Below are 16,253 nucleotides of genomic sequence, written 5' to 3' on the forward strand. Positions count from 1 at the left end.
ATCCTACCTATTTTATCACAATTTGAAAGATTTTTATAGTATCATGAGCGATTCTTTCAAAAAAATTAGACAGATAAAAATTTCTCTAAATCAGACAAGGCGCGTTCCGCGATTTTCTCATAACGAGTCTTTTTATCGCGGATTCGTTCACCTTCTAATTCCTTGATAATGCCAAAGTTGACATTCATAGGTTGGAAGTGTTTGCTATCAGCATGTGTGATGTAATGAGCTAAACTTCCGATAGCTGTTGTCTCTGGAAAAATAGCTTCGCTTTCTCCCTTGAAAAGACGAGCTGCGTTAATACCTGCTACTAATCCTGAAGCTGCTGATTCAACATATCCTTCCACACCCGTCATCTGACCAGCAAAGAAAAGATTTGGCTGTTTCTTAGAACGATAAGTCTGCTCAAGGAGATTTGGAGAGTCCATATAGGAATTGCGGTGCATAACGCCATAACGGACAAACTCGGCGTTTTCAAGACCTGGAATCATTTGGAAGACACGCTTCTGCTCTCCCCATTTGAGGTGAGTCTGGAATCCCACGATATTGTAGAGACTACCTGCTGCATTGTCCTGACGAAGCTGAACGACTGCATAAGGAGTTTTAAAGTCTCCATCACGAGGTCCCTTGTAATCTTCTGGATATTCTAGTCCAACTGGTTTCATAGGACCATAGAGCATAGTTTTAATGCCACGTTTGGCCATGACTTCAATTGGCATACAGCCTTCAAAGTACTTTTCTTTTTCAAAAGAGTTAAGAGGTGCTTCTTCTGCATTGACCAAGGCTTCATGGAAATCCATAAATTCTTGTTTGGTCATTGGAGCATTCAGATAAGCTGCTTCTCCTTTATCATAACGAGACTTTAGGTAGACCTTGTTCATATCGATTGTATTGACATCCACAATAGGCGCTGCAGCATCGTAGAAATAAAAACCATCTCCTCCATTAAGTACGTGAATTTTCTCAGCAAGAGCATCACTTGTCAAAGGACCAGTTGCTACAACTGTAATGGCATCTGTTGGCAATTCTGTGATTTCGTCACGAACGACCTCAATCAAAGGATGATTGGCAATCTTTTCAGTGATCATTTGAGAGAAACCATCACGGTCAACCGCGAGAGCACCACCAGCAGGAACACGCGTTGCTTCTGCTGACTCCAAGATAAGAGAGCCTAGACGACGCATTTCTTCCTTAAGGAGACCTACAGCATTTGTAAGAGCATCTCCACGCAAGGAGTTTGAGCAAACCAACTCAGCAAAATTGTCTGTTTTATGCTGAGGTGTTGATTTGACACCACGCATTTCATAGAGTTTAACAGGAATACCACGCTGTGCGATTTGGTAAGCTGCTTCCGAACCTGCCAAACCAGCACCAATAACATTGATATAAGATTGAGACATGACACTAATACCTCTTTGGGTGCAAACTAAGTCCAAATTAAAACAAGCTACTAGACTGTTTGATACCCACAAATCTTTCTATTTTTTCTTTTACTAGTATAACAAAAAAAGGGAAGAAGGCAAACTTCCCTGTTTAGTCATTAGATTGATTCTCTTCCCACTCATGGTAGGCAGCGTAGAGCTGGCTTTTGTTCCACTGATAAATTTTAGCGACTTCCTTAATAGCTTGATTTTTCTTGATTCCTTGTTGGATACGTTCTTGGATTTCTGAGAACAAGTCCTCCTCATCCTTATCTTCTACTTCTTGACTAGCACCTTCTACAATGAGAAGGCATTCGCCTTTGAGCAGTGTTTGAGAAATATTTTCTAATAATTCAGTAATACTTCCACGTTGGTATTCTTCATAAATCTTAGTCAATTCTCGAACTAGAACCACTGAACGATCACCGTAGACCTCTAGCATATTTTCTAGAGTATCAGCCACGCGATGTGGAGATTCATAGAAAATCTGGGTCTCAGGATACTCTTTTTTTGATTCGAAAAATTGCTTTTGTTGTCCCGATTTTCGAGGTAAGAATCCATAAAAGATATGAGGTTGGGGGGCTAAACCACTGGCAATCAAGGCAGAAATTCCTGCGCTAGCACCTGGAACTGTGACAACTGCTATATCCTCTTCAATTGCAGCCTTAACCAAATCGTGACCTGGATCTGAAATGCTAGGAAGTCCTGCATCAGAAACTTGAGCAATACTTTGACCTTGTTTCAACAAATCAATCAAATCAGGAATCTTTTCCTTGGCATTGTGCTCATGAAAACTGATTTGTTTGGTCGGAATATCAAAATGCTTGAGTAAAAGCCCAGTATTTCGAGTATCCTCGGCAGCAATCCAGTCCACTTCTTTCAAAGTCTGAATGGCACGATAGGTCATATCCTCAAGATTTCCAATCGGCGTTGCAACAAGATATAGCTTACCATAAGGTGACTGACCTTTAAAACTTTTTTGAATCTGCATGCTTACTCCCTAAACAACAACTCATCACAGAACATACATTCTGCATCTTGTTCACGACGCTGTCCATAAAAATCACGACACACATGAAAGCCATCTTCATAGATTCGACGAACATTTTCTCGAACATGCTTGGTCTTTGCAGGAGCAGAATCCTCTTCCTCTCCTAAGCGCTCTCTCAGTTTATCATTTTCCAAGCGAAGAGCTGTATTCTCTTCTACTACACTTTTGAGATTTTTTTTGATGGCTTCGACATCTGCCAAGGTCGCCAACAACTGTTGAGAAAAATCATCTAAGGCATCAAATAATTCTTTCTTGTTCATAGACAGCCCTTTCTTTTTTCTGTTTTCATCTTTATATTATTGTAAAACGAGGTATTCCAAAGCATTTTGGAAAGACACATTTGCCTTCCACATTCTTCTAGCTTCGACAAGATTTTGCAAGATTCTACGAGCTGAATTTTTTAGAATCTCTTGTCCAGCGATTACTTCTAGAATTCTAAATACCTGGTCTTGCTTTTCTTTGTCGTCTGCTAAACTAGCTAATTTTGCCACCTGCAAATACGCTTCCTTTTTCCCAGTTTCTAACCATGCAAAGAAACGCTCACTTTCTTCTACCAAAGTCCAAAAACTAGGTTGATTGATCAGTTTTTCGGCTTCTGCTTGCGATTGGCTAAACTCAGCTAAAAGCCTTGCTTTATTTTTGACCAATCCTGCTTTCTCGAGTTCAACCATAAGATTTGCCACTTGTTTCTTAAATTGGAAAATCTGTGTCCGACTTCGAATGGTTGGCAAAATTTGTTCTTGATCATTGGTTAAGAAGAAAATATAGATTTCACTTTGAGGTTCTTCGATAATCTTTAGAAGTGAATTAGCAGCATTAACATGCATTTTTTCAGCTTGTTCAATGATAAAAACCTGACGTTGATTTTCAATCCCTGATTGAGAAAACTGACTAACTAGTTCTCTAATTCTTTCTGTTTTTATAATCTGATTAATGGGACGAATAATTGTGACATCAGGAAATTCTTCTTGGTCAATCAACTTACAATTTCGACAAGACTCGCAGGGTAAGACCCCCTGTTTTTCAGTACAAAACAAACTCTTAGACAGAAATAAAGCCATCTCCATACTTCCAAAAAAGCCTGAAAAGAGATAGGCATGATTGAGCTGTTTTTGTTCTAAGATATGAACAAAACGTTCAAATTGTTGTGGTTGACAAGCTTTTAATTCCTCTTGATTCATTCTTGCAGCCCCATTCTGTCAAATAAGACTTTCTTAGTATTCTCAACAACTTGATCTAGTGGTAAGCTGGCATCAATCTTAACAATGCGATCACCTTCTTTTTCAAGAAGGGAGAGATATCCCTGACGGACTTTGCGATGCAAGTCTAAACCTTCCAAGTCCAAACGATTGACTTCGCGATCACTGTTTGCCGCAATTCGTTCAAGCCCCTTCTCTACTTCGATATCAAAATAAAGTGTCAAATCTGGTTTGAGACCATCTGTCGCAAATTGGTTGAGCCAATCAATAGCTTCAATATCTAAACCACGACCAAAACCTTGATAAGCAACGGAACTATCAATAAAACGATCCATGATGACCAGTTTCCCTGCTGCAAGTGCTGGTAAGACCTTTTCCACTAGGTGTTGTCTACGACTAGCAATATAGAGTAGAAGCTCTGTCTTAGCATCCATTTGAGTATGACTAGGGTCCAGAATAACTTCTCGAATCTTTTCACCAATCAATACACCACCTGGTTCACGTGTCGTTAAGACCTCAATATTTTTTTCTTCTAACATAGGAAGGATAGCTTCAAGAACACTCGTTTTACCAGCTCCCTCTGGCCCCTCCAGAGAGACTAAAAATCCTTTTGACATGACTAACTCATTTCTTTTTTTCTTCCTTCTATTTTATCAAAAAAATAGGCATTTGTGAAAAGCTTTTTATTCACTAATCATAAAAGAGGCCGGAAAGTATTCCGACCTCTTATTTACCAAGTTCTTGTGTTCGTTTATAGGATTGATAGACTGCATCCATAACTGTTCCCCTAAAAGAATGTTCTTCCAAACTTGCTACACCAGCAATAGTAGAACCTCCTGGGCTACAAACTTGATCTTTCAAAACTCCAGGATGTTGTTGAGTCTTAAGAACCATCTGACCTGCACCTACTACTGTTTGTGCTGCCATTTCCAATGCTGTATCGCGTGGTAAACCTGTTTGCACACCAGCATCTGCCAAAGCTTCGATAAAAAGATAGACAAAGGCTGGTCCACAGCCTGCAAGACCTGTCGCAGCATCGATTAATTGTTCATTTATTTCAACTAATTGGCCTGCCTTACTTAAGAGTCGACAAAAAAGCTCATTATCTTTTGGATGACAGTTTGTAGACTTCGCAAAACTAATCACTCCTTGTCCAATAGCAACAGGGGTATTTGGCATGATACGAATCATGCGATGTTGACTTGGAATCAAATTCTCTAGTTTTTCCAAGGTTAAGCCAGCAGCCATGGAGATCAATAGAAGACTGTCTCTTTTTCCAAGGATTGATTGATATTGTGAAAGCAGTTCAGAGAATTGGGCTGGCTTGACTCCTAAAAAAATCACATCTGCTACTGCAAAAATTTCTTCATTACTAGAAGTCTGTCCGCCGTAGTTGGCTACAAAAGAATCTACTTTAGCTTGACTCCGGTTAGCCAGTAGAACTTGGTTTTCAGATGTTGCAGCTATAACTGCTTTTGCCAAACTAGAACCCATATTACCTAGTCCAATAAATCCAATCTTCATACCTTACTCCCTTATCTGTCCAGAACCATTAACTACATACTTGTAGCTGGTTAATTCTTTTAATCCCATTGGTCCACGCGCATGCAATTTCTGAGTAGAAATACCCATTTCACAGCCAAGTCCAAACTGACCACCATCCGTAAAACGTGTTGAAGCATTAACATAAACCGCTGCTGAATCCACTTGTTCTACAAAATAAGCAGCTGCGACTGGATTTTCTGTTACAATTGCATCCGAATGATGGGTGCTGTGAGCTTCGATATGCTCTACCGCTTCCTCGAGACTCGAAACGACCTTAACAGCAAGGACATAATCTAAAAACTCAGTGTCAAAATCTTGAGACTTAGCTACTTCACCGGAAATGAACTGTCTAGCTTTCTCATCTAGACGCAGTTGAATTGGTTCAAGTCCAGCTTCTTCACGTTCATTCACAAGAACTTGCTCCAAGCGAGGAAGAAAAGTCGCTGCTATATTTTCATGAACCAGCAAAACCTCCATTGCATTACATACAGAAGGGCGACTAGTTTTAGCATTATTGACAATAGAGAGCGCCTTATCCTCATCAGCATCCTTATCCACGTACACATGGACGATACCAGTACCTGTCTCAATAACTGGTACAATAGCATTTTCTACTACTGCACTAATCAAGCCCGCACCTCCACGAGGAATAAGGAGATCTAGGTAGCCTTTCGCCTTCATCATAGCATAGCTACTTTCACGGCTGGTATCCTGCACCAACTGAATGACGTCTGGGTGGATTTCAGTTTCCTCTAATCCTTTTTTCAAAGCAACAACAATAGCATGAGCGGTTTGAAAGGCGTCCTTACCACTACGAAGGACAACTGCATTTCCACTTTTTATAGCTAAAGCAGCCGCATCGGAGGTTACATTGGGACGACTTTCATAGATAATACCAATAACTCCCATAGCTACACGTTTCTTAGTAATCACCAATCCATTTTCAAGATGATTTGTTTCTAGGGTTTCACCAATTGGGTCTGGAAGAGCAACCACCTCACGAATGCCAGTTGCCATATCTTGAATACGACCTGCATCCAAATAAAGACGATCCAACATAACTTCTGAGATTTTACCTTTAGCCTCTTCCATATCACGAGCATTGGCTGTTAAAATCTCCTCAGTAGTTGCTACTAAGTGATCAGCCATAGCTAGCAAGGCTTGGTTTTTAAGCTCTTCACTAGCTGTGTTGATCGACTTTTTTACAGCCTGTACTTGTTCAAATTGTTCTTGTGTACTTACCATAGTTTACCTCTAAAATTCTGTAAAGAGCAGTTGAATTTCAGGAGTAATAGAAATCCAATCATTACGGTGAATCAAGACTCCCTTAGCTTTTTGCGAACGCATCATATCTTCCACGGCAGAAACTCCAAATTGAACACGTCCCTTTCCAAGTGATTGACCAGTTTCTTTATCAGCCACCGTTACAATATCGTGGTAAGAGAAATTACCTTCTACATCTACTACACCAGATAAAAGGAGACTTTTTTCGTTCTTTGTTAATGCTTCTGCCGCTCCACTATCTACCCAAATAATGCCCTGACTTTTTGCATAAAAAGCCAACCATTGTTTCTGGGTACGAAGTCCCTTTTCTTGTGCAAAAAAGAAAGAACCATCATGAGTCTCTTCAGCTACTTCAATTAAAGCATCAGGTTTCAAGGAAGAACAGATATAAACGGGAACACCTGACTCAGTTGCAATGGTAGCAGCTTTTATTTTCGTTAACATACCACCTGTTCCATTTGAAGATCCAGCACCACCAGCCATATCAATAATCTCACGGTTAATAGACTCAATTTTATCCAAGCGTTTAGCCTTTGGATCTGTGTTAGGATTTCCTGTATAAAGTCCATCCACATCTGTCAAAAGAACTAGCAAATCTGCCTGAACCATAGCAGCCACCTGAGCACTCAGTGTATCATTATCTCCAACTTTCAGTTCATCAATCACTACACTGTCATTCTCATTGATGATGGGGATTGCTCCACGATTAAGGAGAACTGTTAAAGCTTGATGCGCATTTTTATAACGTCTTTTGTCTACAAAATCATCCTGAGTAAGTAAGATTTGTGCAGAGACAATTTGGCGCATGAGGAGGTTGGTTGTATATTCCTCTAAAAGCAAACCCTGACCAACAGCTGCTGCAGCTTGTTTATCAGCAATTTTTGTCGGTCTTTTCTTAAATCCAAGTGGACCAAAACCAGCTGCAACAGCCCCAGAAGATACAAGAATTAATTCATGACCTGACTCGTGTAACATTGAGAGTTGTTGAGTAATTGCCTTCACTTTACTTCGAGATAAACTTCCATCCTTGTGTGTCAATGATGATGTTCCAACTTTAAATACGATTCGTTTATACTTCATATTCATACCTCATTTTTTATATTTATCCATTTTACCATGATTTTATGAAAATGTAAAAAAGCTACTCTCATATCTTCAAAAATAAAAAAAGAACCTTGCTTAGCAAGATTCTTTTAGTGTCTGACTTAAATAATTGTTCTTCTGGGAACTAAATCGAATTAAGCTTCGATTTCTGTAACCATACCTGAACCAACAGTACGTCCACCCTCACGGATAGAGAATGTAGTACCTTGTTCTACGGCGATTGGGTGGATCAACTCAACGTCGATTGTCACGTTATCACCTGGCATTACCATTTCAGTACCTGCTGGAAGTTCGATTGAACCTGTAACGTCAGTAGTACGGAAGTAGAATTGTGGGCGGTAGTTGTTGAAGAATGGAGTGTGACGTCCACCTTCTTCTTTAGTAAGGATGTAAACTTCACCTTTGAATTTAGTGTGTGGGTTGATTGAACCTGGTTTAGCAATAACTTGTCCACGTTCGATTTCGTCACGTTGAACACCACGAAGAAGGACACCTACGTTATCTCCTGCAAGACCTTCGTCAAGTTGTTTACGGAACATTTCAACACCAGTAACAACTGCTTTTGAAGTTTCTTCTTTGATACCAACGATTTCGATTTCGTCGTTGACACGAACAGTACCACGGTCGATACGTCCTGAAGCAACTGTACCACGTCCAGTGATTGAGAATACGTCTTCGACTGGAAGAAGCAATGGTTTATCAGTGTCACGTTCTGGTTCTGGAATGTACTCATCAACAGTGTTCATCAATTCCATGATGATGTCTTCGTATTTAGAGTCACCTTCAAGAGCTTTAAGAGCTGAACCTTGGATAACTGGAAGATCGTCACCTGGGAAGTCGTATTCTGAAAGAAGGTCACGGATTTCCATTTCAACCAATTCAAGCAATTCTTCGTCGTCAACCAAGTCGATCTTGTTCATGAAGACGATAAGGTGTTTAACACCAACCTGACGTGAAAGAAGGATGTGCTCACGAGTTTGTGGCATTGGTCCGTCAGTTGAAGCTACTACAAGGATAGCTCCGTCCATTTGAGCGGCACCAGTGATCATGTTTTTAACGTAGTCCGCGTGTCCTGGAGCGTCGATGTGAGCGTAGTGACGTTTTTCAGTTTCGTACTCAACGTGCGCAGTGTTGATAGTGATACCGCGTTCGCGTTCTTCTGGAGCAGCATCGATAGACGCATAGTCTTTAGGTTGGTTAACTGCTGAAGGCAAGCGACGTGCCAAAACAGTTGTGATAGCTGCAGTTAGGGTAGTTTTACCGTGGTCAACGTGTCCGATAGTACCAATGTTAACGTGTGGTTTACTACGATCGTATTTTTCTTTTGCCATTTGAGTAAAAGCCTCCAATAAAATATATTTTATAGATAGACAGTAGGCAATACAGTCTAACTTTCCTTACTATTTTATCAAATTTTAGCTAAATTGCAAGTGTTTTACAAAGATTTTGTGAATTATTCTTATTCTTCTTCTCGGTACTCGATTTATTGATAAAAAAAGAAACAGATGAATCTGTTTCTTTTTGAAAATCTTTATTTTTCTTGTACTTCTTTATGTTTTTCATAAAGTCGAACTAGGAATTTGGATATTTCTTTGAGAATAGAGTAGGTAGGAACGGCAACAATCATACCAACGACACCATAGATATTACTTGATAGCAATAATAGGACGAGAATTGTAATCGGATGAACCTTCATGACACCACCCACAATTCGAGGGTATAGGATATTCCCATCTACTTGTTGGATAATCAGCATATAGATAACTGCTATTATCATCTTTTGAGGATCCGTAAACAGATTTGAAATAATCATCGGTATTAGTCCAATACTCGGTCCAACATAAGGAATCAAATTGGCTAAACCAGAGAAAATAGCAAAAACTAATGCATATTTCAAGCCAATCACACTATAGCCGATAAAGGCCAAACATCCAATAATAAACGCATCAATGGATACTCCACTTATGTAACGGGAAATAGTAGCATTCAAGTTTGTTATCAAACCAGATATATTGAGTTTGTCTCGTTTTAAAATAGTTCTTTCTAACATCGGCAAAAATTTATGCCCATCTAAAAGAAAATAAATCAAGAAAACTGGTGTCATAATGATAATTAAAACAGTGCTAACCAAAGCTGAAAGAACACTTCCAACACTGTTTGTTACACTATTTAAGATATTCTGTAAAATATCGATGTAAGAAAGATTTAATTGTCGGATTGTTTGTTGGACATCTAGCTCTTGGAAAGCAGGATATTTTGATAATTCTATTACTAAATCTTGAAGTCGACCATAAATACCTTGGCTAGAATTAATCAAACTACTCAACTGATTGATTAAAATCGGTAAAAGATATACTACACCTATCACCAGAGAACCAATGAGAACAAAAAGTGTCAACAAAATCCCGATAATTCGGTTGATTTTACACTCTTTCTCTAAAAAGATAACAATTGGGTTGGTTAGGTAATACAGAAATCCTCCTAATAAGAAGGGAATCATGATGGTATTTACGACACTTACAAATGGTGTAATAATAGCACCCATTTCTCTCCATAAGTAGAAAATAAGGGTTATTAATAATATCTCAGTGGTCCAGAAGAATAATTTATTTCTCCGAAACATAAGCCACCTCCTCTTTTTCCTATTTTACCATATTTCGAAAAAGATTGATAACCTACATTATAAAAACAAGATTATTTTTTGTCTTTATGATAGAATACAATTACTATGAAGAAATTATTTTTAACACTACTAACACTTATTTCATTTGGTTCTGCTACTACGGTTTTTGCCCAGGATTTTGATGTTGCTGCAAAACATGCCATTGCTGTTGAAGCTAATACTGGTAAGATTTTATATGAAAAAGAGGCAAATCAACCTGTTGAAATTGCCTCTATTAGTAAGCTACTTACTGTTTACCTAGTCTATGAAGCACTGGAACAAGGAAAAATCACTCTTTCCACTCCGGTAGAAATTTCAGATTACCCATATCAGCTCACAACCAACTCCGAAGCAAGTAACGTTCCTGTGGAAGCTCGTAACTATACTGTTGAAGAGTTACTAGAAGCAACATTGGTATCTAGTGCCAATAGTGCAGCTATCGCCTTAGCAGAAAAGGTTGCTGGATCTGAAAAAGACTTTGTCGATATGATGAAGGCCAAACTTCTTGAATGGGGAATCCAAGATGCTACCCTAGTCAATACAACCGGTCTTAACAACGAAACCCTTGGGAACAACATCTACCCAGGGTCTAAAAAAGACGATGAAAATAAATTGAGCGCCTATGATGTGGCTGTCGTCGCTCGTAATCTTATCCTCAAGTATCCTCAAGTTTTAGAAATTACCAAGAAACCTTCTTCTACTTTTGCAGGGATGACAATTCATTCTACCAACTATATGTTAGAGGGGTTACCAGCCTATCGTGGTGGAATTGATGGACTCAAGACTGGAACAACTGATAAAGCAGGAGCATCCTTTGTCGGTACAACTGTTGAAAAAGGCATGCGTATCATTACTGTTGTCCTTAACGCTGACAACCAAGATACCAATCCTTACGCTCGTTTCACAGCAACTTCAGCTCTTTTAGATTATATCTCATCCAATTTTGCTCTTCAAACAATCGTCAATCAAGGGGAAAGCTACCAAGAAAGTAAATCTCCAGTTTATGACGGAAAGCAAGATACTGTTACAGCAGTCGCTAAAGAAGATATAAAAATTGTCCAACGTCTTGGTAGTCGCGCACAGTCATCTATTACTTATACACCTGATAGTACTGAGCATACTGCACCACTTGATGCAGGCACAGTGGTTGGACATCTGACATACGAAGACAAAGACTTAGTTGGTCAAGGTTATATTACCTCTGACAAACCAAGCTTTGATATGGTTGCTGAAAAAAATGTTGAAAAAGCCTTTTTCTTGAAAGTTTGGTGGAATCGTTTCGTTCGATTTGTAAATGAAAAATTATAAAAAAATCGCGATTACTCGCGATTTTTTCTTTATTCATTTTCGGCTATAGTCGAATGGTTATATCCATAAACAAAGTAAATAATAACTCCTATTAATAAAGCAAGGCCAAATGCCATCCATGTTTCAAGGGTATACTGAAGCATGAATGAGAGGCAAATCAGAATAGACAAGATTGGTAAAAAAGGAACCAATGGTGTTTTAAATTCTCCCTCTTTGGGCATCCCCTTGTCTTTTCTTAGCTTGATAATCCCATAGGCTAATAAAATAAGATAAGCCAAGGTACAGATATTAAGAAAGGCAGCAATACTAGATAGAGGAAAAATCCCTGCTGCAATCGCTGAAACGACTCCCGTTAAAATAGTAGCATTCTTAGGTACTCGACTGGTCTTGGTTACTTGTTTGAAACTCTGAGGCAAGAGGCCATCACGAGCTAAGCTATAAATCATTCGTGACAAGGCATAGGTCATTGAAATACATACCGTAATCAAGGTAAGAATCGCAACGAGTGAAACATAATTAGCTGCCCAACCAATACCGATACTTCTCAGAGCAAAAGCCACTGCATCATCAACATTGAGCTTACTATAGTGAACGATACCAGTTAATATCAAGGTAACCATGGCATAAAGGATGGTTACAATCATCAAGGATAAAACAATCCCACGTGGAATATTCTTTTGTGGACTTTGAATTTCATCAACTGCCATAGAAATGGACTCAAAACCTAAGAATCCGAAGAACATGAGCGAAGCACCTGCCATAATCCCTGTGCTTCCACCATAAATCTGACCAAAACCAAATGGAGCAAAATTGGACCAGTTCTCAGGTTTGATATACCAAATTCCAACTAAGATAAATAAGGCAAGAGCAGAAAATTTTAAAACAACAAGAATCGAATTAAAACGAAGAGCAGTTTTCGAATTCATGAGGACGACTGCAGTAACAAGCATAATCACTAAAATTGGCAAAAGATCAATATAAGTACCATGCTCAGGATTAAAAGTTCCATTCAAGGTTTGTGGCAAGGAAATTCCATAATGGCTAAGCAAACCTTTAAAATAGGCAGCCCAACCAGATGCTACACCAGAGACTGCTGTCATAAATTCCATAATAGTTAACCAACCAGCTATCCAAGCAGGAAATTCTCCCAAAATTGCATATAAATAACTATAAGCACCACCAGTTGCTGGAACACGAGATGCAAACTCCGCAAAAAAAAGGGCAGATAAGGAAACACAGATAGCTGAGATAACGATAGAAACAACAAGGGCTGGACCTGCTAATGTAGCCGCAGCTGTTCCTGTAATGGTAAAGATACCTGTTCCCACCATGGCTCCAATTCCCAGGAGAATTAAATCCCATAATTTCAGATGACGATGCATCTCTGTTTTACCTAGACTTACGTCTTTAGTTCTAAAAATATTCATATTTGATCTCCACTAACAATAATTGTTTTATTTTACCACAAATAATGGATTTTGTGAATATTTATAAAATTGTATATTAAAAAACTGAACAAATTAGTATTTGCTCAGTTTTTATTTATAATGTTTATCCGACAGACCCTTCCATTTCATAGCTAATCAAGCGGTTAAGCTCAACAGCGTATTCCATCGGAAGTTCTTTGGTGAAGGGTTCTACAAATCCCATGACAATCATCTCAGTTGCTTCAGTCTCTGACAAGCCACGACTCATAAGGTAATAGAGTTGTTCTTCTGAAATCTTAGAAACTTTGGCTTCGTGCTCCAAAGCGACTTGTGAGTTATGAATTTCATTAAATGGAATGGTATCTGATGCTGATAAGTCATCCATGATAATGGTATCACACTCAATGTGAGAAACAGATTTCTTAGAGTTCTTGTTAAAGGTTACTTGTCCACGATAGTCAACCTTTCCTCCACCTTTAGCGATGGATTTAGACACGATTGACGAGCTTGTATGTGGTGCATTGTGAATCATCTTAGCACCAGTATCTTGGTGTTGCCCTGCATTGGCAAAGGCAATCGAAAGCATGGTTCCACGCGCACCTTCTCCATCAAGGTAAACAGATGGGTATTTCATAGTTGTTTTGGCACCTAAGTTTCCATCAATCCACTCAACAGTCGCATCTTTCAAGGCTTTAGCACGTTTTGTTACCAAGTTATAGACGTTATCAGACCAGTTTTGAATAGTTGTATAACGCATATAAGCTCCATCCAAAGCAAAGATTTCCACAATAGCCGCGTGCAAGCTATTACTTGAATAAGTAGGCGCTGTACATCCTTCTACATAGTGGACACTTGCTCCCTCATCAACGATAATCAAGGTACGTTCGAACTGACCTGTATTTTCGTTATTGATACGGAAGTAAGTTTGAAGTGGAATATCCACTTTAACTCCTTTTGGTACATAGATAAAAGTTCCACCTGACCATACTGCTGAGTTGAGTGCAGCTAACTTGTTATCTGTCGGCGGTACTAACTTAGCAAAGTATTGCTTAAACAAGTCTGGGTATTCCTTGAGGGCAGAATCTGTATCTGTAAAGATAATTCCTAACTTCTCAAATTCTTCCTTCATGTTATGGTAAACCACTTCTGACTCATACTGGGCAGAAGCTCCAGCTAGATAAGCACGCTCAGCTTCAGGAATCCCAATACGTTCAAAGGTTTCCTTAATCTTTTCAGGTACATCATCCCATGAACGAGCTGGTTTATCAGATGGTTTTTGGTAGTAAATCAAGTCATCAAAATCAATCTCTGACAAGTCTGCTCCCCATGTTTGCATGGGCATTTTTTTGAAGGTTTCATAAGATTTCAAACGGAATTCTAACATCCACTCAGGTTCACCCTTAGCAGCTGATAGCTCACGAATGACAGCTTCGTTCAATCCTTTTCCTGTCGATAGGACAGGCTCTACATCATCATGGAAACCAAATTTATATTCACCAAGATCAATTGGTTTTGGTTCTACTCTTTCTTCAGCCATAATATCCTTTCTTTCATTCTTCATTACTTATGATTAATAAAACAAAGAAACTTTGTCTTATTTGTTTTCTTGGTCTTCAATTGTTTTTTTAAGGGCGTTCCAAGCTAGTGTTGCGCATTTGATTCGTTGAGGAAACTTGGCAACTCCTGATAAGAAAGCTGCATCTCCAAGTTGATCTTGACGCTCATCCTTTTGACCTTGAACCATTTCAGAAAAGATGGTTGCAAGCTCTAAGATTTCTTGCTTGGTCTTTCCTAAGACTGCATCTGTCATCATACTAGCAGAGGCAGTTGAAATCGTACAACCAGAGTTTAGAAAAGCAATATCTTGCAAACGATCATCTGCATCAAACTTGACAGAGAGGTTGATGACATCCCCACAAGTTGGATTGTTAAGGCTAATTTGTTCAGCATCTTCCAACCTACCTTGATGATGGGGATTTTTCGAATGGTCCGCTACCACTGCCATATAAAGGCTATCTAGTTTAGAAAGTGCCATTGAAAAACTCCTTTGTCTTTAGTAATGCATCGACTAACTTGTCGCAATCTGCCTTAGTATTGTAGATATAAAAACTTGCACGAGCTGTTGCTGGAACTTCTAAATACTGGAGCAAAGGTTGAGCGCAATGGTGACCGGCACGAACCGCTACTCCTTCATAATCCAGAGCAGTCGCAAGGTCGTGAGGATGAAGATCACCTAGATTAAAGGCAATGACGCCTGAACGTTGAGCCAAATCTTGCGAACCGTAAATGGTCAATCCCTCAATTGCCTGCAATTTTGGAAAAACATATGCAATCAATTCCTGTTCATGAGCTTCAATCCCATCCATCCCAAGATTTTCAAGATAATCTACTGCAGCAGCAAGTCCAATCGCACCTGCCATATTGGGAGTTCCAGCCTCAAATTTCCAAGGTAATTCCTTCCAACTTGCAGATTGTTCATAAACAAAATCAATCATCTCTCCACCAAATTCAACTGGTGACATTTGTTCCAGATACTTTTCTTTCCCATAAAGGACACCGATACCAGTCGGACCAGCCATCTTGTGACCTGAGAAGGCAAAGAAGTCTACATCCAAGTCCTGGACATCAATCTTCATATGAGGTGTAGACTGAGCACCATCTACCACCATAATAGCTCCAACTTTATGAGCCATTTGCGTGATTTCTTTGATAGGATTGACCACTCCAAGAACGTTGGAAGCATGTGCTAGTGAAACAAATTTAACCTTATCAGTCAATTTAGCCTGCAAGTCATCCATATCCAAAACGCCATCTTTGAGATAGACATAGACAAGCTCAGCTCCGGCCTTGCGACAAGCTTCCTGCCAAGGAATGATGTTGGAATGGTGTTCCATGACTGAAATCAAGACCTGGTCTCCCTCAGTCAAGACTTCCTCAGCGAAGCGCGCTATCCAGTTGAGACTAGTCGTAGTTCCTCTTGTGAAGAGCACTTCCTTTGTCGAACCTGCATTGATAAACTTACGAATGGTTTCACGAGCAGCTTCATAAGAAGCTGTTGCTCGTTCTGCCAAAGTATGAACCCCACGGTGAACATTGGCATTATCCTGCTTATAGTAGTGATTAATGGCTTCCAGAACTGCTAGTGGTTTTTGTGTCGTCGCAGCATTGTCCAGATAGACCAAAGGCTCATCATTGACAATCTGGTCTAAAATCGGAAAATCCTTGCGAATCACTTCTGCATCTAACATAGAC

The 16,253-nt window shown here is 39.4% G+C and carries 15 protein-coding genes; 1 reads left to right on the forward strand and 14 read right to left on the reverse strand.

Annotated elements, in window-relative coordinates; translation table 11 throughout:
- Positions 1-65: 65 nt before the first annotated feature.
- The 10 genes from trmFO to TZ94_RS05725 all read right to left on the reverse strand — a co-directional run bounded on the left by trmFO (position 66) and on the right by TZ94_RS05725 (position 10,227).
- Positions 66-1,400 carry a methylenetetrahydrofolate--tRNA-(uracil(54)-C(5))-methyltransferase (FADH(2)-oxidizing) TrmFO gene (gene trmFO, locus TZ94_RS05680; protein WP_045615075.1) on the reverse strand — a complete coding sequence of 445 codons (1,335 nt, stop codon included), beginning with the start codon at positions 1,398-1,400 and terminating at the stop codon, positions 66-68.
- Positions 1,401-1,533: 133 nt separating this feature from the next.
- Positions 1,534-2,412: a 16S rRNA (cytidine(1402)-2'-O)-methyltransferase gene (gene rsmI / locus TZ94_RS05685; RefSeq protein ID WP_045615077.1), complete on the reverse strand. Its 879-nt coding sequence runs from the start codon at positions 2,410-2,412 to the stop codon at positions 1,534-1,536.
- A gap of 2 nt (positions 2,413-2,414) precedes the next feature.
- Positions 2,415-2,732 (reverse strand): DNA replication initiation control protein YabA, encoded by a 318-nt coding sequence (yabA, locus tag TZ94_RS05690; RefSeq protein ID WP_016465702.1) that lies wholly within the window; start codon positions 2,730-2,732, stop codon positions 2,415-2,417.
- Between the two features lie 36 nt (positions 2,733-2,768).
- Positions 2,769-3,653 carry a DNA polymerase III subunit delta' gene (locus TZ94_RS05695; RefSeq protein WP_045615081.1) on the reverse strand — a complete coding sequence of 295 codons (885 nt, stop codon included), beginning with the start codon at positions 3,651-3,653 and terminating at the stop codon, positions 2,769-2,771.
- Positions 3,650-4,288: a dTMP kinase gene (gene tmk / locus TZ94_RS05700; RefSeq protein WP_045615082.1), complete on the reverse strand. Its 639-nt coding sequence runs from the start codon at positions 4,286-4,288 to the stop codon at positions 3,650-3,652. Before tmk ends, TZ94_RS05695 begins: the two co-directional genes overlap by 4 nt.
- A gap of 109 nt (positions 4,289-4,397) precedes the next feature.
- Positions 4,398-5,195, reverse strand: coding sequence for a pyrroline-5-carboxylate reductase (proC, locus tag TZ94_RS05705; RefSeq protein ID WP_045615084.1), 798 nt, complete (start codon positions 5,193-5,195; stop codon positions 4,398-4,400).
- Between the two features lie 3 nt (positions 5,196-5,198).
- Positions 5,199-6,461 carry a glutamate-5-semialdehyde dehydrogenase gene (locus TZ94_RS05710; protein WP_045615086.1) on the reverse strand — a complete coding sequence of 421 codons (1,263 nt, stop codon included), beginning with the start codon at positions 6,459-6,461 and terminating at the stop codon, positions 5,199-5,201.
- A gap of 9 nt (positions 6,462-6,470) precedes the next feature.
- The gene (proB, locus tag TZ94_RS05715) at positions 6,471-7,580 is read right to left on the reverse strand and encodes a glutamate 5-kinase (protein ID WP_045615088.1); all 1,110 of its coding nucleotides are present in this window, start codon (positions 7,578-7,580) and stop codon (positions 6,471-6,473) included.
- A gap of 158 nt (positions 7,581-7,738) precedes the next feature.
- Positions 7,739-8,935, reverse strand: coding sequence for an elongation factor Tu (gene tuf / locus TZ94_RS05720; protein ID WP_004253262.1), 1,197 nt, complete (start codon positions 8,933-8,935; stop codon positions 7,739-7,741).
- Positions 8,936-9,135: 200 nt separating this feature from the next.
- Complete coding sequence (locus TZ94_RS05725) at positions 9,136-10,227, reverse strand: AI-2E family transporter (RefSeq protein ID WP_045615089.1); 1,092 nt, start codon at positions 10,225-10,227, stop codon at positions 9,136-9,138.
- 105 nt (positions 10,228-10,332) lie between these two features.
- On the opposite strand from TZ94_RS05725, the gene pbp3 reads away from it, so the two are divergent.
- Positions 10,333-11,574: a D-alanyl-D-alanine carboxypeptidase PBP3 gene (gene pbp3 / locus TZ94_RS05730; RefSeq protein WP_045615091.1), complete on the forward strand. Its 1,242-nt coding sequence runs from the start codon at positions 10,333-10,335 to the stop codon at positions 11,572-11,574.
- 29 nt (positions 11,575-11,603) lie between these two features.
- Here the strand turns inward: pbp3 and TZ94_RS05735 are convergent, their stop codons facing one another.
- The 4 genes from TZ94_RS05735 to TZ94_RS05750 form a co-directional block, all read right to left on the reverse strand.
- The gene (locus TZ94_RS05735; protein WP_045615093.1) at positions 11,604-13,001 is read right to left on the reverse strand and encodes an APC family permease; all 1,398 of its coding nucleotides are present in this window, start codon (positions 12,999-13,001) and stop codon (positions 11,604-11,606) included.
- Positions 13,002-13,125: 124 nt separating this feature from the next.
- On the reverse strand, positions 13,126-14,538 hold the full coding sequence (gene sufB, locus TZ94_RS05740) for a Fe-S cluster assembly protein SufB (RefSeq protein ID WP_045615096.1): 1,413 nt from the start codon (positions 14,536-14,538) through the stop codon (positions 13,126-13,128).
- A gap of 57 nt (positions 14,539-14,595) precedes the next feature.
- Positions 14,596-15,036, reverse strand: a complete 441-nt coding sequence (sufU, locus tag TZ94_RS05745; protein WP_045615097.1) for a Fe-S cluster assembly sulfur transfer protein SufU — start codon at positions 15,034-15,036, stop codon at positions 14,596-14,598.
- Positions 15,023-16,249 carry a cysteine desulfurase gene (locus TZ94_RS05750; protein ID WP_045615098.1) on the reverse strand — a complete coding sequence of 409 codons (1,227 nt, stop codon included), beginning with the start codon at positions 16,247-16,249 and terminating at the stop codon, positions 15,023-15,025. The genes sufU and TZ94_RS05750 overlap by 14 nt, the downstream gene beginning before the upstream one ends.
- Positions 16,250-16,253 lie beyond the last annotated feature (4 nt).

This window comes from Streptococcus infantis (genome assembly GCF_000960085.1).
In the GTDB taxonomy this organism is placed as follows: domain Bacteria; phylum Bacillota; class Bacilli; order Lactobacillales; family Streptococcaceae; genus Streptococcus; species Streptococcus infantis_C.